Origin of the sequence: Aeromicrobium sp. 636 (assembly GCF_024433585.1) — a bacterium.
GTDB classification, from domain to species: domain Bacteria; phylum Actinomycetota; class Actinomycetes; order Propionibacteriales; family Nocardioidaceae; genus Aeromicrobium; species Aeromicrobium senzhongii.
The window spans coordinates 320,096-342,803 of record NZ_WNJU01000001.1; the positions used below are offsets into that span (position 1 = coordinate 320,096).

Annotated in this window: 19 protein-coding genes; 11 read left to right on the top strand and 8 right to left on the bottom strand. The window is 69.3% G+C overall.

The window, feature by feature from the left end; all coding sequences use genetic code 11:
* The first annotated feature begins 8 nt into the window (after positions 1-8).
* Both GL325_RS01545 and GL325_RS01550 read left to right on the top strand, forming a co-directional pair.
* Positions 9-305 carry a DUF3618 domain-containing protein gene (locus GL325_RS01545; RefSeq protein WP_154594923.1) on the top strand — a complete coding sequence of 99 codons (297 nt, stop codon included), beginning with the start codon at positions 9-11 and terminating at the stop codon, positions 303-305.
* Positions 305-1,330 carry a YihY/virulence factor BrkB family protein gene (locus tag GL325_RS01550; protein WP_187768380.1) on the top strand — a complete coding sequence of 342 codons (1,026 nt, stop codon included), beginning with the start codon at positions 305-307 and terminating at the stop codon, positions 1,328-1,330. The genes GL325_RS01545 and GL325_RS01550 overlap by 1 nt, the downstream gene beginning before the upstream one ends.
* A gap of 7 nt (positions 1,331-1,337) precedes the next feature.
* On the opposite strand, the gene GL325_RS01555 is transcribed toward GL325_RS01550, so the two are convergent.
* Complete coding sequence (locus GL325_RS01555; RefSeq protein WP_154594925.1) at positions 1,338-1,523, bottom strand: DUF5703 family protein; 186 nt, start codon at positions 1,521-1,523, stop codon at positions 1,338-1,340.
* Positions 1,520-2,473: an aldo/keto reductase gene (locus GL325_RS01560; protein ID WP_187768381.1), complete on the bottom strand. Its 954-nt coding sequence runs from the start codon at positions 2,471-2,473 to the stop codon at positions 1,520-1,522. The genes GL325_RS01555 and GL325_RS01560 overlap by 4 nt, the downstream gene beginning before the upstream one ends.
* A 48-nt stretch (positions 2,474-2,521) precedes the next feature.
* Between GL325_RS01560 and GL325_RS01565 the strand changes: the two genes are divergently transcribed.
* Positions 2,522-3,355 (top strand): undecaprenyl-diphosphate phosphatase, encoded by an 834-nt coding sequence (locus GL325_RS01565; protein WP_187411366.1) that lies wholly within the window; start codon positions 2,522-2,524, stop codon positions 3,353-3,355.
* Between the two features lie 7 nt (positions 3,356-3,362).
* Here the strand turns inward: GL325_RS01565 and corA are convergent, their stop codons facing one another.
* On the bottom strand, positions 3,363-4,319 hold the full coding sequence (gene corA, locus GL325_RS01570) for a magnesium/cobalt transporter CorA (RefSeq protein ID WP_223110994.1): 957 nt from the start codon (positions 4,317-4,319) through the stop codon (positions 3,363-3,365).
* Positions 4,320-4,363: 44 nt separating this feature from the next.
* On the opposite strand from corA, the gene mshC reads away from it, so the two are divergent.
* Complete coding sequence (gene mshC, locus GL325_RS01575) at positions 4,364-5,587, top strand: cysteine--1-D-myo-inosityl 2-amino-2-deoxy-alpha-D-glucopyranoside ligase (RefSeq protein WP_187768383.1); 1,224 nt, start codon at positions 4,364-4,366, stop codon at positions 5,585-5,587.
* 31 nt (positions 5,588-5,618) lie between these two features.
* On the opposite strand, the gene GL325_RS01580 is transcribed toward mshC, so the two are convergent.
* From GL325_RS01580 to GL325_RS01590, 3 genes are all read right to left on the bottom strand, one after another.
* Positions 5,619-6,467, bottom strand: a complete 849-nt coding sequence (locus GL325_RS01580) for a PAC2 family protein (protein ID WP_255955358.1) — start codon at positions 6,465-6,467, stop codon at positions 5,619-5,621.
* A 9-nt stretch (positions 6,468-6,476) separates the two neighbouring features.
* The gene (gene metH, locus GL325_RS01585; RefSeq protein ID WP_187768384.1) at positions 6,477-10,205 is read right to left on the bottom strand and encodes a methionine synthase; all 3,729 of its coding nucleotides are present in this window, start codon (positions 10,203-10,205) and stop codon (positions 6,477-6,479) included.
* A gap of 194 nt (positions 10,206-10,399) precedes the next feature.
* Positions 10,400-11,866, bottom strand: a complete 1,467-nt coding sequence (locus GL325_RS01590; protein WP_187411364.1) for an MDR family MFS transporter — start codon at positions 11,864-11,866, stop codon at positions 10,400-10,402.
* A 203-nt stretch (positions 11,867-12,069) separates the two neighbouring features.
* On the opposite strand from GL325_RS01590, the gene GL325_RS01595 reads away from it, so the two are divergent.
* The 4 genes from GL325_RS01595 to GL325_RS01610 all read left to right on the top strand — a co-directional run bounded on the left by GL325_RS01595 (position 12,070) and on the right by GL325_RS01610 (position 17,464).
* Positions 12,070-14,862: a cation-translocating P-type ATPase gene (locus tag GL325_RS01595; protein ID WP_187768386.1), complete on the top strand. Its 2,793-nt coding sequence runs from the start codon at positions 12,070-12,072 to the stop codon at positions 14,860-14,862.
* A gap of 105 nt (positions 14,863-14,967) precedes the next feature.
* Positions 14,968-15,633: an HAD family phosphatase gene (locus GL325_RS01600; protein ID WP_187768387.1), complete on the top strand. Its 666-nt coding sequence runs from the start codon at positions 14,968-14,970 to the stop codon at positions 15,631-15,633.
* 38 nt (positions 15,634-15,671) lie between these two features.
* Positions 15,672-16,589 carry a M50 family metallopeptidase gene (locus GL325_RS01605; protein WP_187768388.1) on the top strand — a complete coding sequence of 306 codons (918 nt, stop codon included), beginning with the start codon at positions 15,672-15,674 and terminating at the stop codon, positions 16,587-16,589.
* Entirely contained in the window at positions 16,586-17,464 is an 879-nt protein-coding gene (locus tag GL325_RS01610) for a tRNA (adenine-N1)-methyltransferase (RefSeq protein WP_154594939.1), read from the top strand. The genes GL325_RS01605 and GL325_RS01610 overlap by 4 nt, the downstream gene beginning before the upstream one ends.
* Positions 17,465-17,467: 3 nt before the next feature.
* On the opposite strand, the gene GL325_RS01615 is transcribed toward GL325_RS01610, so the two are convergent.
* Together GL325_RS01615 and GL325_RS01620 are read right to left on the bottom strand one after the other, a co-directional pair.
* Positions 17,468-18,349, bottom strand: coding sequence for a hypothetical protein (locus tag GL325_RS01615; RefSeq protein ID WP_187768389.1), 882 nt, complete (start codon positions 18,347-18,349; stop codon positions 17,468-17,470).
* Positions 18,346-18,882: a hypothetical protein gene (locus GL325_RS01620; RefSeq protein ID WP_154594941.1), complete on the bottom strand. Its 537-nt coding sequence runs from the start codon at positions 18,880-18,882 to the stop codon at positions 18,346-18,348. The genes GL325_RS01615 and GL325_RS01620 overlap by 4 nt, the downstream gene beginning before the upstream one ends.
* Positions 18,883-19,024: 142 nt before the next feature.
* On the opposite strand from GL325_RS01620, the gene arc reads away from it, so the two are divergent.
* From arc to dop, 3 genes are all read left to right on the top strand, one after another.
* On the top strand, positions 19,025-20,674 hold the full coding sequence (arc, locus tag GL325_RS01625) for a proteasome ATPase (RefSeq protein WP_154596161.1): 1,650 nt from the start codon (positions 19,025-19,027) through the stop codon (positions 20,672-20,674).
* A 14-nt stretch (positions 20,675-20,688) separates the two neighbouring features.
* Positions 20,689-21,141 (top strand): GNAT family N-acetyltransferase, encoded by a 453-nt coding sequence (locus GL325_RS01630; protein ID WP_255955362.1) that lies wholly within the window; start codon positions 20,689-20,691, stop codon positions 21,139-21,141.
* Between the two features lie 64 nt (positions 21,142-21,205).
* A complete protein-coding gene (gene dop / locus GL325_RS01635; RefSeq protein WP_187768390.1) occupies positions 21,206-22,708 on the top strand; it encodes a depupylase/deamidase Dop in 1,503 nt (500 codons plus the stop codon).

Consider the following 22,708-nt stretch of genomic DNA (forward strand, 5'->3'; position numbering starts at 1 on the left):
GGAGTGCCATGAGTGACGAGAACATCCACGAGTTGCGTGACGAGGTGGAACGGACGCGTGAGGAGCTCGCCGACACCGTCGACGAACTCGCCGCCAAGTTCGACGTGAAGAGCCGCGTCAAGGATTCCGCGAACGACTTCAAGGACTCCACCCGCGAGTCCCTGAACGACTTCAAGGACTCCACCCGCGAGTCCCTGACCGACCAGGACGGCAAGCCGCGACCGGAGGTGTTGGCGTTGGCCGCCGGCATCACGTCGCTGTGCCTGGCGTTCCTGGTGCTGCGGTCGCTGCGGCGGGGGCGTTGATGGCTGAACCTGGCAAGGACAGCGGCCCGGACTCCCCGAAGGAGCTCACCAAGCCCTCGTGGTTCTACGTGCTGCGCAAGACGGCGCGTGAATTCTCCGAGGACCAGTGCACCGACCTCGCCGCAGCGCTGACGTACTACTCGATCCTGGCGCTGTTCCCGGCCGCGGTCGCGGTGCTGTCGCTCGTCGGCCTGGTCGGGCGCAGCGACGAGACCGTCGACGCGCTCATGCAGATCCTGCGCGACCTCGGCGCCTCCGGTGCGGCCGACACCCTGGAGCCGACCCTGCGCGAGCTGGGCCAGAGCCAGAACTCGGGACTGGGCCTCATCATCGGTCTCGTCGCGGCCTTGTGGTCGGCGTCGGGCTACGTGAATGCGTTCAGCCGCGGCATGAACCGCATCTACGAGATCGGTGAAGGCCGGCCGATCTGGAAGCTGCGTCCGGTGATGCTGCTGCTGACGGTCGTCCTCGTGGCGCTGACCGCGGTCGTGGCCCTGGGGCTCGTCCTGACCGGTCCTGCCGCGCAGGCGGTCGGCGACGCCGTCGGTCTCGGCGACACGGCCGTGACGGTGTGGAACATCGCCAAGTGGCCGGTCCTGCTGATCGTCGTGGTCTTCATCGTGGCGCTGCTCTACTACGTCACGCCGAACGTGAAGCAGCCGCGGTTCCGCTGGATCAGCCTCGGCGCGGTGGTCGCGATCGTGGTGTTGATCGTGGCCTCGGCGCTGTTCGGGCTCTACGTCTCGAACTTCTCGAACTACAACAAGACGTACGGCTCGTTGGCCGGCGTCATCGTGTTCCTGCTGTGGTTGTGGATCACGAACCTGGCCCTGCTCTTCGGCGCCGAGCTCGATGCCGAGCTGGAGCGCGGTCGTGAGCTGCAGGCTGGCCTGCCGGCCGAGGAGGAGATCCAGTTGCCTCCGCGCGACACCCGCCAGATCGAGAAGGCCAAGAAGAAGGCCGAGAAGGACATCGCCCGAGGCCGGGCGCTGCGACGCTCGCGAGGCGAGCCGAAGGACGACTGACCGACGGTCAGACGGTCGCGCGCATGCGGATGATCTTGCGCCGCAGCCGCACCGTGCGATGACCGGTCGGATCCTTGCGGAGGCGGTCGAGTTCCCATCCCTGGAACTCGGCCGCCTGCGTCAGCCACTGGCACACGGCATTTCGCGACTTCGTCCGCGAGATGGAGACATCCCAGAACTCGTAGTCGATCATCGTGCTCCTTCTGACACATCACTGAGCGCAGCGTGGATCTCGGGCGGCAGTTCCAGTGTCTCCGATTCGAGGGATTCCTGGAGCTGAGCGGTGGTGCGGGCTCCCACGATCGCCGAGCCGACCTGGGGCCGGTCGCGCAGCCACGCCAGGGCGACGTGGGAGACCGGGACGCCCAGACCCTGGGCGGCGGCCGCGAGCGCGTCGACGACGCGGGCCTTCGAGGACGTGAGGTGCGGCGCCACGAACGCCTCCCATCGCGCGTCGGCGGCGCGTGAGTCGCCGGGTACACCGGCGCGGTACTTGCCGGTGAGGACGCCTCGGCCCAGGGGAGACCACGCCAGGACGCTCATGCCGGCGTGCTCGGCGGCCGGGATCGTCTCGATCTCGGGGTCGCGGCGCACCAACGAGTACTCGATCTGCGTGCTGACCAGCGGGACGCCGCCGCCCAGGCGCGTGAACGCGTGCTGGGCCGCGACCGTCTGCCACCCGGTGAAGTTGCTGATGCCCGCGTAACGGACCCGGCCCGAGCGCACCGCCTGATCGAGCGCGGCCATCGTCTCGTCGACCGGGACGGCGTCGTCCCAGCGGTGGATCTGCCACAGGTCGAGGTGGTCGGTGCCGAGATCGGCGAGCGACTGGTCCAGTTGGCGCATCAGCGACCGCAGGGAGCCGTCGACCACGGCATGTCCGTCGCGACGGATCACGCCGGCCTTGCCGGCCAGGACGACCCGGTCGCGGACGCCGTGCTTGGCCAGCAGGGACCCGATGACCTGCTCGCATCCGCCGTCGCCGTAGATGGGCGCGGTGTCGAGCAGGGTCCCGCCGGCGTCGAGGAAGACGCGCAACTGCTCGTCAGCGACGTATTCGTCGACGGCCGCACCCCAGGACATCGTCCCGAGGCCCAGCCGCGACACCTGGAGACCCGAACCCCCGAGCCGACGCGCGTGCATGCGACGAGGCTAGTCGGTGGCTCGGAACTTCGTGTGTAGGCTCGCACGGTGGATCTGCTGCGCTCCGTGATCCTGGGCATCGTCCAGGGACTCACCGAATTCCTGCCCATCTCCAGCAGTGCTCACCTGGCGATCGTGCCGCAATTGCTGGGCTGGGAAGACCCCGGCGCGGCGTACACGGCGGTCGTCCAGATCGGCACCGAGCTGGCGGTCATCCTCTACTTCTGGCGTGACATCTGGACCATCGGCTCGGGCTGGGTCCGCGGCGTGTTCAACGCCGAGGCGCGGCAGGCACCGGAGTGGCGGATGGGCTGGTTCATCATCGTCGGCTCACTGCCGATCGTCGTGCTGGGCCTCGCACTCGAGGACGCGATCGACCGCGAGTTCCGGAACCTGTGGTTCATCGCCTCGATGCTGATCGGCATGGGCCTGGTCCTGGGTCTCGCCGAGCGGCTCGGACGCAAGACCAAGCCGATCGCCGACCTCAGGTCCCGCGACGCGATCCTGCTGGGTCTGGCCCAGGCCTGCGCCCTCGTCCCGGGTGTCTCCCGGTCGGGCGCCACGATCTCGATGGGCCTGTTCCTGGGCTACGAGCGCCAGGCCGCCACCCGCTACGCCTTCCTGCTGGCCATCCCCGCCGTCGTCGGCGCCGGTGTCTACAAGCTCAAGGACATCCCCGGCGGTGAGAACGCCTACGGCACGGTCCCGACCATCGTCGGAACCGCCGTGGCGTTCGTCGTGGGCCTCGCGGTCATCCACTGGCTGCTGCAGTACGTCAGCAACCACTCGTACAAGCCGTTCGTGATCTACCGCGTCGCGCTCGGCGCACTCGTCCTCGGCCTGCTCTGGGCCGGCGTCATCACCGGCGCCGTCGCCGGCTGACGGGCACTCAGAGCCAGCCGGACTTCTTGAAGCGGCGGTACACGTACCAGCAGGTGCCACCCATGGCGGCCAGGCAGGCGGGATAGCCGAAGGTCCACGAGAGCTCGGGCATGTGCTCGAAATTCATCCCGTAGACCCCGGCCACGGCGGTCGGGATCGCGAACAGCGCGGCACCCGCGGCGAGCTTGCGCATGTCCTCGTTCTGTTGGACGCTCAGCTGCGCGAGGTAGGCGTTGAGCGCGTTGGACAGCAGGCTGTCGATCGAGTCGATGGCGTCCACCGCACGTTGCAGGTGGTCGGCGATGTCGCGGAAGTAGGGCCGCAGGGCCTCCGGGTCGGCGACGGTCGCGAAGCGGCTCATCGGGTCGCGCAGCGGTGCGACGGCGTGCCGGAACTCCAGCGTCTCGCGCTTGAGCCGGTAGATGCGACGGGAGTCCTCGGTGCGGTCGGGCGAGAAGACCGAGGTCTCGACCTCGCCGACGTCCGTCTCGAGCTCGGCGGCGACCGACTCGTAGTGGTCCACGATCGAGTCGACGACGGCGTGCAGCCCGACGATCGGCCCGTGGCTCAGCCGCTCGGGGGAGACCTCGGCCCGGTGCCGCGCGTCGACGAGCGACGCCCCACCGTGGCGCACGGTCAGCAGGTAGTGCGCACCCAGGCAGATGTTCACCTCGTTGGTGGTGATGTCGTCGTCGTTGTACGACACGGCGCGCATCGAGATGAACACGTGATCGCTGTACCGCTCGATCTTCGGCCGCTGGTGCGCGCCGATCGTGTCCTCCACCGCCAACGGGTGCATCCGCAAGGCCTTGCCGAGACGCTCCATCTCGTCGTGCGTCGGGTTGTTGATGCCGACCCAGATGAAGTCGTTGCCCGTCAGGCCGGCCAACCGTTCGGCGAGGTCGTCGGGGTCGTGGTCGGTGTCGCGGCGCACCCCGTCGACGTAGACGGCGCAGTCGATCATCACCTGCCCATTGTGGCTTCCGGTCTCCCGATAGGCTCGGCGACATGCAGAGTTGGTCCCGCCCACCGATCCCACGACTCTCGGACTCCGGGCTCGGTGACGGACCACCCGTCCAGGTGTACGACACCGCCGCCGGGAAGGTCGTCCCGGTCGACCCCGAGGGTGCCGCGCGCCTCTACGTCTGCGGCATCACGCCGTACGACGCCACGCACATGGGACACGCCAACACGTACCTGACCTTCGACCTGCTGCAGCGGGTCTGGCTCGACCGCGGCCTGGACGTGCACTACACGCAGAACGTGACCGATGTCGACGACCCGCTGCTCGAGCGGGCCACGGCGACCGGCATGGACTGGGTGGCGCTCGCCGAGCGCGAGACCCAGCTGTTCCGCGACGACATGACCGCACTGCGTGTCCTGCCCCCGGAGCACTACATCGGCGCCGTCGAGTCGATCCCGCTCGTCATCGATCTGATCCAGCGGCTGGACAAGACCGGCGCGGTCTACCGGGTCGACGACGACCTGTACTTCGAGGTGCGCTCCGCGCCGAGCTTCGGCGAGGTCTCCGGTCTGGACACCGACGCGATGCTGAAGTTCTTCGCCGAGCGTGGCGGCGACCCGCAGCGTCCCGGCAAGCGCGATCCCCTCGACTGTCTGCTCTGGCAGGCCGAGCGCCCGGGCGAGCCCGCCTGGGACACCGAGCTCGGCCGCGGTCGGCCCGGCTGGCACATCGAGTGCTCGGCCATCGCCCTGCACCACCTGGGCTCGGCGTTCGACGTGCAGGGCGGGGGATCGGACCTGGTCTTCCCGCACCACGAGATGTCGGCCGCCGAGGCCGAGCGCGCCACGGGTGAGCCCTTCGCCCGCTCGTACGTGCACGCCGGGATGGTGGGCTACGAGGGCGAGAAGATGAGCAAGTCCAAGGGCAACCTCGTCCTGGTCTCCAAGCTGCGTGTCGAGGGCCGCGACCCGATGGCGATCCGGCTGGCGTTGCTTGCGCACCACTACCGCGAGGACTGGGAGTGGTTCGGCGACGAGATCGAGGTCGCCGAGGCGCGCCTGGCCCGCTGGCGGGCCGCGGCCGATCGCTCGGCCGGACCGTCCGGCCAGGAGCTGGTGGATCAGCTCAGGGCCGCTCTGACGAACGACCTCGACGCGCCCGCCGCGCTGGCGGCGGTCGACGCGTGGACGGCTTCGACGGGCAACGACGCCCAGGCGCCGGCCCAGATGCGCGCGGCGGTCGACGCGCTGCTCGGCATCGCGCTCTGACCCCGGTGCGCCGGTGCCGGGCCTGCGGGCCTCAGGTCTCCTCGGTGGGGCGCCGACGCAGGTAGCGCTCGAACTCGCGCGCGATGGCGTCGCCCGAGGCCTCGGGCAGGTCGTCGGTGTCGCGGTCGGTCTCGAGTGACTGGACGTAGTCGCGCAGGTCCTCGTCCTGTTCCATCAGCTCGTCGGCCCCGCGCTGCCACGCCTCGGACATCTCCTGCAGGACCCCCTGGGGCAGTCCGACGCCCACGGCGTCCTCGACGGCTCCGAGCAACGCGAGCGTGGCCTTGTAGCAGGGCGGCTCGGCCACGTAGTGCGGCACGGCCGCCCAGATGGCGGCCGTCGCCATGCCCGCCCGCGCGGCGACGTCGCCGAGAACGGTCGTGATGCCGATGGGGCCGGCGTAGCGGGACTGCTCGAGGGACAGCCGCTCCAGCATCACCGGGTCGTTGGTCGTGCCGGTCACGGGAACCGGACGGGAGTGCGGACTGTCCGCCAGCAGGGCCCCGAGCGTGAGGAGCTCCTGGACACCGGCGCGCTGGGCGATCTCGACCACCGAGGCGCAGAAGGTCTGCCAGCGGTAGTTCGGCTCGACCGCGCGCAGCAGCAGGACGTCGCGGTCCAGGCGCGGCGGACGGGCGAAGTACAGCGTGGGGGTGGGCCACACGATGTCGCGGACACCGTTCTCGGACGGGGCGATGACCGGGCGGACCGCCTGGAAGTCGTAGAACTCCTCCGGATCGAGCTCGGCGAAGATCTCGGCGTCCCACTCCTCGAGCAGGTGGTCGATCGTGCTGGTGGCCGCGTCGGCTGCGTCGTTCCAGCCCTCGAACGCGGCGATCATCCACGGATTCCGCAGGACGGGGATCTGGGCGTCGGTCACCCTGCCAGCCTACTCATCCTCGGTCCGATAACCGAGGTTCGGCGACAGCCACCGCTCGGCCTCCGCGATCGTCCAACCCTTGCGTTCCGCGTAGTCCTGCACCTGGTCGCGGCCGATCCGGCCGACGACGAAGTACTGCGACTGCGGGTGCGAGAAGTACAGGCCGCTGACGGAGGCGCCCGGCCACATGGCCATCGACTCGGTCAGCTCGATGCCCGTGCGCGCCTCGACGTCGAGCAACGACCAGATCGTGCTCTTCTCGGTGTGCTCCGGGCACGCGGGGTAACCCGGCGCCGGGCGGATGCCGTCGTACTTCTCCTTGATCAGCTCGGTGTTGCTGAGCTTCTCGTCCGGGGCGTAGCCCCACAGGTCGGTGCGGACCAGTTCGTGCAGGCGCTCGGCGAACGCCTCGGCCAGCCGGTCGGCCAGGGCCTCGACCATGATCGCGGAGTAGTCGTCGAGCTCGGCCTTGAAGGCCGCGACCCGCTCGGTGCTGCCCAGCCCGGCGGTCACGGCGAACGCGCCGACGTAATCGGGCAGGCCGGTGTCGACCGGGGCCACGAAGTCGGCCAGCGAGCGGTGCGGGACGCCCTCGCGGTGCGCGGTCTGCTGGCGCAGGTGGTGGAACCGCGTCAGCTCGGTCGTCCGGGACTCGTCGGTGAACACGATCGTGCTGTCACCGTCGCGGGCGGCCGGGAACAGGCCGGCGACCCCACGGGCGGTCAGCCAGTCCTCGGCGATGATGCGGTCGAGCATCTCGTTCGCGTCGTCGTACAGCTTGCGCGCGGCATCGCCGTGCGTGGGCGAGTTGAGGATGTCGGGGAACGAGCCCTTCATCTCCCACGCGTTGAAGAACGGCTGCCAGTCGATGTACTCGCGCAGCTCGCCCAGCGGGAACGGCCCGAACTCGTGGATGCCGGGGGAGGCCGGGACCGGCGGCTTGTAGTCGCTCCAGTCGATCGCCGTGGCGTCGGCGCGGGCGGCCTCCAGCGGCAGGAGGGAACGGGAGTCGCCGCGGGCGGCGTGGCGCTCACGCAGCGCGTCGTAGTCGGTCTTGAGATCGGCCATGAGCTTCGGCCGCTGCTCGTCGGACAGCAGCGCGGCCACGACCGGGACCGAGCGCGAGGCGTCCTTCACCCAGACGACCGGCCCGGGGTACTTGCGGTCGACCTTGACGGCGGTGTGGGCTCGCGACGTGGTGGCGCCGCCGATCAGCAGCGGGATGTCGAACTCCTGGCGCGCCATCTCGGCGGCGAAGTTCTCCATCTCGTCCAGCGACGGGGTGATGAGGCCGGACAGCCCGATGACGTCGGCGTTGTGCTGACGCGCCGCGTCGAGGATCTTCTGGGCCGGCACCATGACGCCGAGGTCGATGACGTCGTAGTTGTTGCACTGCAGCACGACGCCGACGATGTTCTTGCCGATGTCGTGGACGTCGCCCTTGACGGTGGCCATGATGACCGTGCCGTTGGAGGTTCTGACGTCGTCGGGGGACTTCTCGGCCTCGATGAACGGGATCAGGTAGGCGACGGCCTTCTTCATGACCCGCGCCGACTTGACCACCTGGGGCAGGAACATCTTGCCGGCACCGAACAGGTCGCCGACGACGTTCATGCCGTCCATGAGGGGGCCCTCGATGACCTCGATGGGCTTGCCGCCACGCTCGGAGATCAGCTGGCGCAGCTCCTCGGTGTCCTCCTCGACCTGGGCGTCGATGCCCTTGACGAGGGCGTGGGTGATCCGCTCGCCCACGGGCAGCGAGCGCCACTCCTCGGCCGCGGCCTCGGTCCTCTCGGTGGTGCCGGCGTACTCGGACGCGATCTCGAGCAGGCGCTCGGCGGCGTCCTCGCGCCGGTTGAGGATGACGTCCTCGATGCGCTCGCGCAGCTCGGTCGGGACGGCGTCGTAGGGGACCAGGGCGCCAGCGTTGACGATGCCCATGTCCATGCCCGCCTTGATGGCGTGGAACAGGAAGACGGCGTGGATCGCCTCGCGGACCGTGTTGTTGCCTCGGAACGAGAACGAGACGTTCGAGACGCCACCCGAGACGAGCGCGCCGGGCAGGTTCTGCTTGATCCAGGCGGTGGCCTCGATGAAGTCCAGACCGTAGCGGGCGTGCTCCTCGATGCCCGTGGCGACGGCGAAGACGTTCGGGTCGAAGATGATGTCCTCGGCGGGGAAGCCGACCTGCTCGGTCAGGATCCGGTAGGCGCGCTTGGCGATCTGTTGGCGGCGCTCGAGGTTGTCGGCCTGGCCGTCCTCGTCGAAGCCCATGACGACGATCGCGGCGCCGTACTTGCGGCACAGGCGCGCGTGCTCGACGAAGCGCTCCTCGCCCTCCTTGAGGGAGATCGAGTTGACGATGCACTTGCCCTGGATCGCCTTCAGCCCGGTCTCGATGACCTCGAACTTGGAGGAGTCGACCATGACGGGGACGCGGCTGATGTCGGGCTCGGCGGCGATCAGCTTGCAGAACCGGTCCATCGCGGCGACGCCGTCGATCATGCCCTCGTCCATGTTGATGTCGATGACCTGCGCGCCGTTCTCGACCTGTTGCAGGGCCACCGCGAGGGCGGAGGTGTAGTCCTCGGCCTTGATGAGGTTGCGGAAGCGGGCCGAGCCGGTGATGTTGGTGCGCTCGCCGACGTTGACGAACAGCGAGTCCTCGGTGACGGTCAGCGGCTCGAGTCCGGACAGGCGCAGCGCCGGGGCGATCTCGGGCACCTCGCGGGGGCTGAGCCCCTCGACCGTCTCGGCGATGGCCGCGATGTGCGCCGGCGTCGTTCCACAGCAGCCGCCCACGACGTTGATGAAGCCGCTCTCGGCGAACTCGTGCAGCGTGGCGGCCGTCTGGTCGGGTGCCTCGTCGTACTCGCCGAAGGCGTTCGGCAGGCCGGCGTTGGGGTAGCAGGAGATGTGGCAGTCGGCGATGCGCGACAGCTCGGCGATGTAGGGGCGCATCTCGTCGGCACCCAGGGCGCAGTTCAGGCCCACGAGCAGCGGCTTGACGTGCCGGACCGAGTTCCAGAACGCCTCGACCGTCTGGCCCGAGAGCGTGCGGCCGGAGGCGTCGGTGATGGTGCCCGAGATGACGACCGGCCAGCGACGTCCCGTCTCCTCGAAGAGGGTCTCGACCGCGAAGATCGCGGCCTTGGCGTTGAGCGTGTCGAAGATCGTCTCGATCATCAGCAGGTCGGCGCCGCCGTCGACCAGGCCGCGAGCGGCGGTGAGGTAGGCGTCGACCAGCTCGTCCCAGGTGACGTTGCGGGCCGCGGGGTCGTTGACGTCGGGGGAGATGGACGCGGTGCGGGTGGTCGGACCGAGGGCGCCGGCGACGTACCGGGGGCGGTCGGGGGTGCCGACCGCGTCCGCGGCGGAGCGCGCCAGCTGGGCCGAGGTGTAGTTGAGCTCGTAGGCGAGGTCGACCATGTCGTAGTCGCGCAACGAGATCGCGTTCGCGTTGAACGTGTTGCTCTCGATGATGTCGGCGCCGGCCTCGAGATACTCGCGATGGATCGAGGCGATGATGTCGGGCTGCGTCAGCGTGAGCAGGTCGTTGTTGCCCTGGACGTCGCAGGACCACTGGGCGAACCGCTCACCGCGGTAGCCGGCCTCGTCGGGACGGTCTCGCTGGATCGCGGTTCCCATGGCGCCGTCGAGCACGAGGATCCGTTGCGACATCGCCTCGGTGAGCGCGGCGGTGGCGTCGGGACGGAACTGTGGAACGAACTCGGTCATGGGTGAAAGTCCTCAGCGGTGTGACAGCGGTGGCTGCTGGGACCCTCCAGCCGGCGGCGGGCTCGCCTGGGCCTCGGGAAGGATCCGAACTGTTCCCCGAGCATACGTCAGTCCGCGCGACGCGAAACTCGATCGCCGCGGTGTGGGACCGGGTGTGTCGGGCGCCTCACGAACGCCGGTGGAACGGGTCCGGGTCAACGCGCGGGGGTCTGCGTCCCGTCGGTCACGACGACGGAGGTCTCGGACTTCGGGCCCTTGACCAGCAGGGCGACCAGCACGGCCACCGCGGAGATCAGCCCGCCGTAGAAGAGCGCGGCGTGGACGCCGGCCGCGGTCGCGTCGACCACCGTGGCGCCGGACTCGAGGTCACTGACGGACCGACGCGTCATCACGGTGACGAACAGCGCCGTGCCCGCGGCGCCGGCGACCTGCTGCAACGTGGAGACCGTCGCGCTGCCGTGGGAGTACAGATGGTGCGGCAGCGAGCCCAGCGCCGACGTCATCAGCGGCGTGAACATGAGCGCGAGCCCGATGCTCATCAGCACGTGCACGGCGATGACGGTGCCCTGCGTCGTGCTCGTGTCGAACATCGACATCGACCACAGTGCGACGGAGGTGACGGCGGCGCCGGGCGCGACGAGGGGCCGCGGTCCGTACTGGTCGAACAGGCGACCCACGATCGGTGCGAGCAGGCCCATGACCACGCCACCGGGCAGCAGCACGAGGCCGGTCTTCAACGTCGACAGCCCCAGCACGGTCTGCAGGTAGATCGGCAGCAGGATCAAGGTGCCGAACAGCGCCATCATGCTGACGGCGACGAGGCCGGCGGCGATGGTGAAGGTCCGGTGGGCGAAGGTGCGCAGGTCCAACAGCGCGCGGTCCTGGAGCGAGAGCTGGCGCAGGACGAAGACGACGAGTGCGACGGCGCCGACGGCCACCGGAATCCAGGGGTCGACGGGGGTCTCGCCCGCGGCGGCCGCGCCGATGCTGCTGAGTCCGTAGATCAGCCCACCGAAGGCCAGCGCCGACAACACCACCGAGAGCACGTCGATCGGGACGTCGACCGGCTCGGTGACGTTACGCACCCACGCGGCACCGAGCCCGAGGGAGAGCAGGGCGATCGGCAGCACGAGCCAGAACATCCATCGCCAGTCGAGCTGGTCGAGGATGAGGCCCGAGATCGTGGGCCCGACGGCGGGGGCCACCGAGATGACGATCGAGACGGTGCCCATCATGCGGCCGCGGCGCTCCGCGGGGACCAGGTTGAGGATCGTCGTGATCAGCAGCGGCATCATCAGCGCGGTGCCGACGGCCTGGACGGCGCGAGCGGCGACCAGCACGGCGAAGGTCGGCGCCACGGCGGCCAGCAACGTGCCGGCCGTGAACGAGATCATCGCGGCCATGAAGACCCGGCGCAGGGGATAGCGCGTCAGCAGGAACCCGGTGATGGGGATGACCACGGCCATCGTCAGCAGGAACACGGTCGTGAGCCACTGGGCCGTCGTCGCCGGGACGTCGAACTCGCGCATCAGCTCGGGCAGGGCGACGCTCATGATCGTCTCGTTGAGGATCACGACGAACGCCGAGCCGACCAGCAGGGCGATCAGGCGGCCCGAACGGTCGTTGCTCGAGGGTGCCGAGGTGGCGGCGGTGGTGGTCACGGTGCTCCTGCGCGGTGGGGAATGGCGAGTCGAGTGTGCCCCGAGGGACACCAGTGGTCCCAACGCGCGGGCGCGGCGGCTTGTTCCGGGCCGGGGAGTGATGATGCTCACCGGGCGTCCGCGTCCCGCCCTCACGGCAGGGTTGCGCCGTTGCCGTCGCGGCCGAGGTGGTCCTGGGGGAGGATCGGTCATGGGGTCGAGACATGATCGATCACGGCATCCAGGACGCGTCATGCGTCGACGCGGCGACGGTGGCGGAGCGGTTGCAGGTCGACCCGTCGACCGGACTCGCCGACGCTGAGGCCGCGCGCAGGCTCGAGGAGAACGGCCCCAATGAGCTCCGGGGCAAGCCTGCGGTTCCGACGTGGCGCAAGATCCTGGCGCAGTTCCAGGATCCACTGATCTACCTGCTGCTGGCGGCGGTCGTCATCTCGCTGGTCTCGTGGGCGATCGAGGGCGCCGAAGGCGTGCCGGTCGATGCTGTCGTGATCGCGATCGTCGTGATCCTCAACGCGGTGCTCGGCTACACCCAGGAGGCCCGGGCGGAGGACGCGGTGGCTGCGCTCGGCTCCATGACCGCCGCCACGTCGACGGTGCTGCGCGGCGGTGAGCTCAAGACCGTCCCGTCAGCCGATCTCGTGGTCGGCGACGTGCTGGTCCTCAACGAGGGCGACGCCGTCGGCGCCGACGCCCGGCTGCTGAGCGCGAGTGCGCTGCGGATCCAAGAGGCGTCGCTGACCGGTGAGAGCGAGGCCGTCACCAAGAATGCGGCGACGTTGGCCGAGCCGGCGCCCCTGGCGGAGCGCCACGACATGGTTCACAAGGGCACCGCCGTCGTGCAGGGGGTCGGTCGCGCCGCCGTGACCGCCGTGGGCATGTCGACGGAGGTCGGCGCGATCGCCGAGATGCTCGACGCGACGGAGGAGGAGCCCACGCCGCTGCAGACCGAGGTCGCCCACATCAGCAGGATGCTCGGCACCGCGGTGGTCATCATCGCCCTGGCCGTGATGATCACGATCGTCGTGGTCGACGGGGTCACCAAGCCGGCGGACTTCGTCGTCGTCCTGCTGCTGGGCGTCTCGCTGGCGGTCGCCGCGGTGCCCGAGGGGATGCCGGCGATCCTCTCCGTCGTTCTGGCGATCGGCGTGCAGCGGTTGGCACGACGCAACGCGGTGGTGAAGCAGCTCAACTCCGTCGAGGCACTCGGATCCGCATCGGTGATCTGTACCGACAAGACCGGCACCCTGACGCGCAACGAGATGACGATCGAGCGGGTGGTCACGGCTTCGGGCAGCGCCGACGTCACGGGTGTCGGGTACCGCCCCGACGGGACGCTGACGGCCGGGGGAGAGGACCTGGCCGGGCCGCAGCGCCTGGAGGCCCAGCTCCTCCTGGGTGCCGGATCGCTCGCGAACAACGCCCAGCTGACCGAGCGCGACGGTGAATGGACCATCCAGGGAGATCCGACCGAGGCGGCGTTCCTCGTGGCGGCGCGCAAGTTCCCGGGCACGGCCGAGCAGTTCTCGCGGTTCGAGCGCGTGGCCGAGATCCCGTTCACGTCAGACCGCAAGATGATGTCCACGCTGCACCGCGAGCGCGACGACGGGACGCCTCTGGTGTTCAGCAAGGGCGCGCCCGACGTTCTCCTCGCGCACTGCGCGCAGTACCAGGTCGGGGACGCCACGGCGCCGCTCACCGACGCGGCCAGGGTTGAGCGTCTCGCCCAGGTCGAGGCGTTGTCGGCGGAGGCGTTCCGGACGCTCGGCGTCGCCTACCGGGTCGCCGACGACGTGCCGCCCGGGAGTGATGACGTCGACGCGTCGATCGAGCACGAGCTCGTCTACCTCGGCGTGGTCGGCATCATCGATCCGCCGCGCGCCGAGGCCGCCACCGCGATCGCGGAGGCCCACCGGGCCGGGATCCGCGTCATCATGATCACCGGCGACCACCCGACCACCGCGACCCGCATCGCGGCGGATCTGGGCATCATCGAGCCGGGCGGCCGCGCCGTCACGGGGACCGAACTCGACACCGTGGACGACCGGACGCTGCGCGAGATCGTCCACGAGGTGTCCGTCTACGCCCGCGTGTCCCCGAAGCACAAGCTCCTGCTCGTCGACACCCTCCAGTCGGAAGGGCAGATCGTGGCGATGACCGGCGACGGCGTCAACGACGCGCCCGCCCTCAAGTCCGCCGACATCGGCGTGGCCATGGGTGTGACCGGCACCGAGGTCACGAAGGAGGCCGCCCGGATGATCCTGGGCGACGACAACTTCGCCACGATCGTCATGGCGGTCCGTCAGGGACGGGTGATCTTCGACGACATCAAGAAGTTCCTGCGCTATCTGCTCTCGTCGAACATGGGCGAGGTCCTCACGGTCTTCCTGGGCGTCGTGTTCGCGGGCGTCATCGGGTTGAACGAGGCCAGCAACGAGACGATCGTGCTGCCGCTGCTGGCGACCCAGATCCTCTGGATCAACCTCATCACCGATTCGGGCCCGGCACTCGCGATGGGGGTCGATCCCGAGATCGACGACGTGATGGCGCGCCGGCCACGCCGGCCGGAGGACCGCGCGATCGACACCCGCATGTGGCGGGGCATCGTCACCATCGGTCTGGTGATGGCGCTGGTGACGTTGTTCGCCATCGACGTGTTCCTGCCCGGAGGACTGGTCGAGGGGGACGACTCGCTCGAGGTCGCCCGGACGGCCGGGTTCACCACCTTGGTCCTCGCCCAGCTGTTCAACGCGCTCAACGCCCGGTCGGAGACGACGAGCGCCTTCCACGGCCTGTTCAGGAACGGCTGGCTGTGGGGCGCGATCGGGCTCGGGATCGTGCTCCAGTTCGCCGTCGTGGAAGTGCCCTTCCTCCAGGTCGCGTTCGGGACCGGTTCCCTGGACCTGGTCCACTGGGGCGTCTGCACGGCACTGGCTTCCGTCGTGCTCTGGTACGACGAGGTGCGCAAGCTCGTCATCCGGGCGGTCGCGCAGCGCTGAGCCGGCGCGACCGTGGTTCGGGCGTCATCGGGGCCCGACCTAGGGTGGAGACGCCACGGGCCCACCGTGTGCGCGCCACGACTCGAGAGAACTGCAGGTCACAGCATGAATGCGCCTTCGACACGTCCCGCCGCCGTTCTATGGGACATGGACGGCACCCTCGTCGACACCGAGCCGATGTGGATCGCGGGGGAGCACCAGCTCGCCGAGGACCACGGCGCGGTCTGGACCGAGGAGGACTCGCTGCACCTGGTCGGCAGCGACCTGCTGGTGGCGGCGCGCTACATCAAGGAGCGGATCGGCGGTGACATGACGCCGGAGGACATCGTCGACTTCCTGGGCGGTCGCGTGGCCACCGCCCTGCGGGAGCAGCAGGAATGGCGTCCCGGTGCCCGGGAGCTGATCGAGGAGTACCGCGCCGCGGGCGTGCCGCAGGCCCTCGTCACGATGTCGTACGGCTACATCGCCGAACCGGTCGTCGACGCGCTCGGGTTCGAGGCGGTGGTGACGGGCGACTCGGTGACGCAGGGCAAGCCGCACCCCGAGCCGTACCTGAAGGCCGCCGAGCTGCTGGGGGTGCGGGCGGAGGACTGCATCGCCATCGAGGACTCGCGCACCGGTGCCGCGTCGGCCAACGCCGCGGGCTGCTTCGTGATCGCGGTGCCGCACGCCGTCGCCGTCCCCGAGGCACCGTTCCGGGCGGTCGTCCCGACCCTGGCCGGACTGACGGCAGACCACCTGGGGCGACTGGCCGGGCTCGGTCACGAATGACCAGTGATCTCCTCGTCACCCGCCAGTAGGTTGTACGCATGAGTGGTGGCTGGCGCATCGCGCGCATCGCGGGCGCGGACATCCGCGTGCGTCCCTCGTTGCTGCTGATGGGCGTCATCCTGGTGATCGTCTTCGCGCCGCAGTTCGACTCCCTGGGGGCCGGGCCGAACCCGTACCTGACCTCCATCGTGTTCGTCCTCAGCCTCTACGTGTCGGTGTTCCTCCACGAGCTCGCGCACCTCGGTGTCGCCCGGTGGTTCGGCATGCGGGTGCCGATGGTCGAGCTGCACCTGCTCGGCGGTGAGACCCACATCGAGGGCGACTCGCGGAACCCCTGGCAGGAGCTGGCGACATCGGTCGTCGGTCCGATCGCCTCGTTCGTCGTGGGCATCGCGGCGCTCTGGGGTGCCCAGGCCACGGAGGGCGCGACGCGCTCGGTGCTGTGGTCGGTGGGCTTCATCAACGTGCTCATCGCGATCTTCAACATGCTCCCGGGCCTGCCCCTGGACGGCGGACGCGTGCTGCGCGCCCTCATCTGGGCCGTCACGGGGAGCGAGTCCAAGGGCGTGCGCGTCGCCGGATGGATCGGCCGCCTGGCCGCCCTCGGACTCGTGGGGATCGCGATCTCGATGATGTTCGGCGAGGACGCGTTCGCGATCGGTCGAGCCCTGTTGCTGCTCGCCGTCGCCCTCTTCCTGTGGCAGGGCGCGTCGTACGCGCTGCAGCAGGGGGTGGCATTGGCCCGGATCGGCTCCTTGTCCGCCTCCTCGCTCATGCGCGAGGATGCGCCGCCGGCCGGTGCCGTCCCGATCTCTGTCGAGCTCTCGGGCCGTGATCTGCTGCTGGCGATGGCCGAGAATCCCTCGGATGCCTATGCGCTCGTCGACGACGGCGGGTTCGTGGTGGGCACCCTCTTCGCGTCCACGGTGGACCGCGCCTATCGTGAGGCTGGATGAATCTTCAACGCACGGGCCCGTTCGTCGAGGGCGAGTGGATCCGCCTGTCCGACCCCAAGGGCCGTAAGCACAACATCCAACTCGTCGCGGGCAAGGAGTTCAGCACCAAGAAGGGGCAGATCCGCCACGACGACATCATCGGACGCCCCGAGGGGATCGTCGTCGAGACCTCGCTGGAGTTCCCGTACCAGGTGTTCCGGCCCCTTTTGTTCGAGTACGTCGTCTCGATGCCCCGCGGCGCCGCGATCATCTACCCGAAGGACGCCGCCCAGATCCTGGTGCAGGCCGACATCTTCCCCGGCGCCCGCGTCATCGAGGCCGGCGCCGGCTCCGGCAGCCTGACCACCTACCTGCTGCGAGCGATCGGCCCCGAGGGTCACCTGGAGTCCCACGAGCTGCGCGAGGACTTCGCCGAGACGGCCCGCAAGAACGTCGAACTGGCCCTCGGTGGGGCGCCCGACACCTGGTCCCTCACCGTCGGCGACCTGCGTGACGCCGCAGACGGGCCCGAGGTCGATCGCATCATCCTCGACATGGTCGATCCCTGGACCTGCATCCCGCTGGCCCTGAACCGGCTCGTGCCCGGGGGCATCGTCTGTGGGTACGTCGCCACGACCACCCAGCTGTCGCGCTTCGTCGAGACGCTGCGCGAGTCGGCCGGCTTCACCGAGCCGCACGCGTTCGAGACCCTCGTGCGCGACTGGCACCTCGAGGGACTGGCCGTTCGCCCCAACCACAAGATGAACGGGCACACCGCGTTCCTCGTCACCGCACGTCGCCTGGCCCCCGGTCAGCGGCCGATGCCCAAGACGCGTCGCCCCGCGCCGGGCGCCTACGGACCGGACTACGTGGGCCCGCGCCCCGCGGACGTCTGAGGCTCAGCCCAACTCGGTCACGAGCGACTGGACCTCGATCACGGGCACGGTGACCGAGTCGGTGGACTCCATCGTCAGGAACTGCTCGTTCCCGGGCGGCACCGTGAAGGGCGAGCCGTCCAGCTCGAAGCGGATGTCGTAGGTGATCCGCATCGAGGCGGTGTGGGTTCCGGCGCGGCTGAACGTCATCGAGCACGCGTCCGAGCGGCTGGTCACCACCGGGCAGGTCACCGACTGGCCCGCGGCGGTGACGACCATGGCCCGGGGTTCGGCGATCGCCACGAGCCCAAGGGCCTCGGACCCGACGACGGGCGTGGCGGACGCCCCCTGGGCCCAGAACCACGTCTCGAGGTTGACCAGCGTGCGGTTCGGCGGGTTGAACACCGGCGTCACGTCCGGCAGGACGATGCGGCCATAGGCGGCGACGAGGCGGTCGCGCACCGAGACCGTCTCGAACTCGGAGTCCCAGTACCAGTTCTCGTACTCGGTGTCGTCCGGTCCGATGCAGCCCACGTGGATGATGTGGTCGGCGTCGTCGGGCTTGTCCGAGATGGTGCCGCCGCGTTCGCGGATCGCCTCGACGTCCTGGTAGGCCGCCGGGTCGTTCATGAAGCACGCACGGTCGCCGATGCAGAACTCGTTGTAGATCGACCCGCGGAAGGTGCAGGCGGGAGCGGTGTCGCCCCCACCTCCCGAGCCGCCGCCGGAGTCGCCGGGGGAGCCGGCCGACCACTCGACGCAGCCGTAGACCATGGAACCGTCGGGCTGCTGGACCATGCCCTCCCTGAGGCACTCACGCTCGGCCGACGCCGGCGCGATCATGAGGAACGAGCCCACCAGCGCGAGCGCGAGGGCCGTCCCGAATCGCCGTGCCGCCGTCCTCACTCCGTGCAGTCCTTCGCGGGGAGGCGCTGCTGGTCGATCGCCTCGGCCACGACCCAGCGATCGCCCTCGCGCACGACCTTCATGCCGCGCGGGCCCCAGCCGGCCTTCGGGTACTGGACGTCCTTGCCCTTCGGCTTGAAGCCCCAGCCGTCCTCGTTCTCGCACACGAGCAGCGTCGCGCTGTCGCCGCTCAGGTCCACGACCTCGGCGTCCTTGACCTCGGACCGGCCCACGCGCACGAGTCCCGACTCGGCGTACCCGCGCGCGAGCGCGCGCTCCTTCTCGATGCGGTCCTGGGAGAGCGTCGCGACGTAGGCGTCCGCGGGGACCTTGCCGGAGTTCTCGATGGCACGCTTCTCGGTCAGGAACGCGGTGTACGCGTCGATCACGGCGACCTCGTCCGCGTCGGCGGTGGCCGAGGCGCTGGGGCTCGCGGGCTTGCCCGGACCCTCGTCGGCCTCGCTCCCGCACCCGGCCAGCGCCAGGCCCAGGGTCAGGGCACACGTCACGGTCAGCAGGCTCCCTCGACTCATGGCGACATGCTAGACGCACCGCGCCCCGGAAGAGGGTGCGCGTCCGGCGGGCGACACGATCGCAGCGCGGCCATCTCACGATGGGGTGTTACGGGCGTCCCCGGCGGGTAGGGTCGTGGACATCACCCTCCAGGAGGTGCACATGAACGGCAATGAGCACACCGATCGGTTCATCGAGGCCCGCCTTGCGGACGTCGAGTCCCGGCTCGCCAACACGGCCGCGCAGAACGAGCGGCTCACCTCCACGCTGCGAGAGGCGCGCGACCAGATCGTCGCTCTCAAGGAGGAGGTGGACCGGCTCGCCCAGCCGCCCACCGGGTTCGGCACGTTCCTCAAGCGCAACGACGACGACTCCGTCGACGTGATGACCGGCGGCCGCAAGCTGCGCGTCAATGTCAGCCCCGCGGTCGACAAGGACTCGCTGCGCAAGGGCCAGGAGGTCATCCTCAACGAGGCCATGAACGTCGTCGCGGCGCTCGAGTTCGAGCAGATCGGCGAGGTCGTCATGCTCAAGGAGCTGATGGCCGACGGTGACCGTGCGCTCGTCCTGGGCAACGCCGACGAGGAGAAGGTCGTGCGTCTCGCCGACACCCTCGCGGACGAGCGGCTCCGCGCCGGCGACTCGCTGCTGCTGGACAGCCGCGCGGGCTACGTCTACGAGCGCATCCCCAAGTCCGAGGTCGAGGAGCTGGTCCTCGAAGAGGTGCCGGACATCGACTACACGAGCATCGGCGGCCTGGGCAACCAGGTCGAGATCATCAAGGACGCCGTCGAGCTGCCGTACCTGTACCCCGAGATCTTCATCGAGCACGAGCTGAAGCCGCCGAAGGGCATCTTGCTCTACGGGCCTCCCGGCTGCGGCAAGACGATGATCGCCAAGGCCGTCGCCGCGAGCCTGGCCAAGAAGGTCAGCGAGCGGACGGGGGAGGAGGGACGCTCCTACTTCCTCAACATCAAGGGCCCCGAGCTGCTCAACAAGTACGTCGGCGAGACCGAGCGGCACATCCGCCTGGTGTTCCAGCGGGCTCGGGAGAAGGCCAACGAGGGCACCCCGGTCATCGTGTTCTTCGACGAGATGGACTCCCTGTTCCGCACCCGCGGGTCCGGCGTCTCCTCCGACGTCGAGAACACGATCGTCCCGCAGCTGCTCAGCGAGATCGACGGCGTCGAGGGTCTCGAGAACGTGCTGGTCATCGGTGCCTCGAACCGCGAGGACATGATCGATCCGGCCATCCTGCGACCCGGGCGCCTCGACGTGAAGATCAAGATCGAGCGCCCCGACGCCGAGGCCGCCCGCGACATCTTCAGCAAGTACCTGACCACGACGCTGCCGCTGCACGAGGACGATCTGCGCGAGTGGGGCGGCGACCGCCAGGCCTGCGTCCACGCCATGATCCAGCGCACCGTCGAGCGGATGTACACCGAGAGCGAGGAGAACCAGTTCCTCGAGGTCACCTACGCCGGCGGTGACAAGGAGATCTTGTACTTCAAGGACTTCAACTCCGGCGCGATGATCCAGAACATCGTCGACCGCGCGAAGAAGATGGCGATCAAGGACCTGCTCGACCACGGCAGCAAGGGGCTGCGGGTCCAGCACATGCTCCAGGCGTGCGTCGATGAGTTCAAGGAGAACGAGGACCTGCCCAACACGACCAATCCGGACGACTGGGCACGGATCTCGGGCAAGAAGGGCGAGCGGATCGTCTTCATCCGCACCCTCATCACGGGCAAGGGTGGCAACGAGCCGGGTCGTTCGATCGACACCGTCGCGAACACGGGACAGTACCTCTGACACTCGAATTGCGTGTGGTCCGCTACGACCACCCGGATGCGGTGAAGCTCACCGAGCTGGTCCAGGCCGAGTACGTCCGGCGCTACTCCAGCGAGGTGGGCGACGCCTCGCCCATGGACCCGTCGGAGTTCGATCACCCCAACGGGATCTTCTTCATCGGCTACGTCGACGAGGTGCCGGTGGCGATGGGCGGCTGGCGGCGCGGTGGACCCCACGGCGAGACCGACGGCGAGATCAAGCGGATGTTCGTGCTGGACTCGCACCGTGGTCAGGGCCTGTCGCGCCAGGTCCTCGACGAGCTCGAGCGCAGCGCCGCCCGCCAGGGTGTCTCGCGGTTGGTCCTCGAGACCGGCACCGAGCAGCCCGAGGCGATCGCGCTGTACCGGTCGGCGGGCTACGTGGACGTCGATCCCTTCGGCTACTACGCCGGCTACGACGACTCCGTCCATCTCGGGAAGTTCCTCTGAGTCCGGGCCTCGGCGTCGCGTCGCGTCGGACGGTGCCGCAGGTCACACGACGTAGGGTGAAGATGTGAGCGTCCGACGTGTGCAGGGGTCCGAGGTCGAGTACGGGATCGCCGTCCAGGGCCAGCCCCAGGCGAACCCGATGGTCGCTGCGACCCACGTGGTCAACGCCTACGCGGCCGCCAACGGGCTGACCCGCCGGGCACGGTGGGACTACGAAGAGGAGAGCCCGCTGCGCGACGCGCGCGGATTCGACCTCGGCCGCGATGTCGCCGACCCGTCGCAGCTGACCGACGAGGACATGGGCCTGGCCAACATCATCTTGACCAACGGGGCCCGGCTGTACGTCGATCACGCCCACCCGGAGTACTCGAGCCCCGAGGTCACGAACCCGCTCGACGTCGTCCGGTGGGAGAAGGCCGGCGAGCTGGTCATGGCCCGGGGCGCCCGGTTGGCTGCCCGGGTTCCGGGCGTCGCGCCGATCATGCTCTACAAGAACAACATCGACAACAAGGGCGCGGCCTACGGCTCCCACGAGAACTACCTGATGCGCCGGGACGTGCCGTTCCTGTCGATCGTGCAGCAGCTGACCCCGTTCTTCGTCAGCCGCAACATCATCACCGGCGCCGGCCGGGTGGGCCAGCGCCAGGACGGCAGCGTCCACGCGTTCCAGATCAGCCAGCGGTCGGACTACTTCGAGGTCGAGGTCGGCCTCGAGACCACGCTCAAGCGCCCGATCATCAACACGCGCGACGAGCCGCACGCCGATCCCAAGAAGTACCGCCGCCTCCACGTCATCATCGGCGATGCGAACCTGTCCGAGACGTCGATCTACCTCAAGCACGGCACGACCTCACTGGTCCTGGCGATGATCGAGGCCGATGCGCTGCCGGCGCCGCTCGAGCTGGCCGACCCCGTCCGTGCGCTGCACCGGATCTCCTGCGATCCGACGCTGCGGACCGCGGTCAAGCTGGCTGACGGCCGCACGATCACCGCGCTGGAACTGCAGGGGGACTACCTCGAGCACGCGAAGAAGTTCGTCGAGTCCGAGGGCAGCGACGAGCAGACCGACGACGTCCTCGAGCGTTGGGAGTCGGCGCTGACCCGGCTGGCCGACGATCCGATGAACCTCGTCCGCGAGCTCGACTGGGTGGCCAAATTGGCGCTGCTGGAGCAGTACCGCGAGCGTGACGGGCTGGACTGGGACAACGCCAAGCTCCACCTCATCGACGTGCAGTACCACGACGTGCGGCCCGAGCGAGGGCTCTACCACCGGCTCGTGGCCGGGGGACGCATGGACCGACTCCTCGACGACGAGACGATCGCCGAGGCCGTCACCGAGCCGCCCCACGACACGCGGGCCTATTTCCGGGGCCGGTGCCTGCAGCGGTTCGCCGGCGACATCGCCGCCGCCTCCTGGGACTCGGTCATCTTCGACCTGCCGGGATACGACTCGCTGCAGCGGGTCCCGACCATGGAGCCGCTCAAGGGCACGGCCGAGCACGTGGACGGTTTGTTCGGCCAAATCCATTCGGCCACAGACCTCTTCCGGGCCATCACGGGTCGCTAG

Excerpts from the sequence above, each read along its gene's own strand:
- GL325_RS01550 (WP_187768380.1), top strand. The coding sequence starts at position 305 with ATGGCTGAACCTGGCAAGGACAGCGGCCCGGACTCCCCGAAGGAGCTC.
- metH (WP_187768384.1), bottom strand. The coding sequence starts at position 10,205 with ATGACCGAGTTCGTTCCACAGTTCCGTCCCGACGCCACCGCCGCGCTC.
- GL325_RS01605 (WP_187768388.1), top strand. The coding sequence starts at position 15,672 with ATGAGTGGTGGCTGGCGCATCGCGCGCATCGCGGGCGCGGACATCCGC.
- corA (WP_223110994.1), bottom strand. The coding sequence starts at position 4,319 with ATGATCGACTGCGCCGTCTACGTCGACGGGGTGCGCCGCGACACCGAC.
- GL325_RS01600 (WP_187768387.1), top strand. The coding sequence starts at position 14,968 with ATGAATGCGCCTTCGACACGTCCCGCCGCCGTTCTATGGGACATGGAC.
- GL325_RS01610 (WP_154594939.1), top strand. The coding sequence starts at position 16,586 with ATGAATCTTCAACGCACGGGCCCGTTCGTCGAGGGCGAGTGGATCCGC.
- arc (WP_154596161.1), top strand. The coding sequence starts at position 19,025 with ATGAACGGCAATGAGCACACCGATCGGTTCATCGAGGCCCGCCTTGCG.
- GL325_RS01620 (WP_154594941.1), bottom strand. The coding sequence starts at position 18,882 with ATGAGTCGAGGGAGCCTGCTGACCGTGACGTGTGCCCTGACCCTGGGC.
- mshC (WP_187768383.1), top strand. The coding sequence starts at position 4,364 with ATGCAGAGTTGGTCCCGCCCACCGATCCCACGACTCTCGGACTCCGGG.
- GL325_RS01560 (WP_187768381.1), bottom strand. The coding sequence starts at position 2,473 with ATGCACGCGCGTCGGCTCGGGGGTTCGGGTCTCCAGGTGTCGCGGCTG.
- GL325_RS01595 (WP_187768386.1), top strand. The coding sequence starts at position 12,070 with ATGATCGATCACGGCATCCAGGACGCGTCATGCGTCGACGCGGCGACG.
- GL325_RS01545 (WP_154594923.1), top strand. The coding sequence starts at position 9 with ATGAGTGACGAGAACATCCACGAGTTGCGTGACGAGGTGGAACGGACG.
- GL325_RS01555 (WP_154594925.1), bottom strand. The coding sequence starts at position 1,523 with ATGATCGACTACGAGTTCTGGGATGTCTCCATCTCGCGGACGAAGTCG.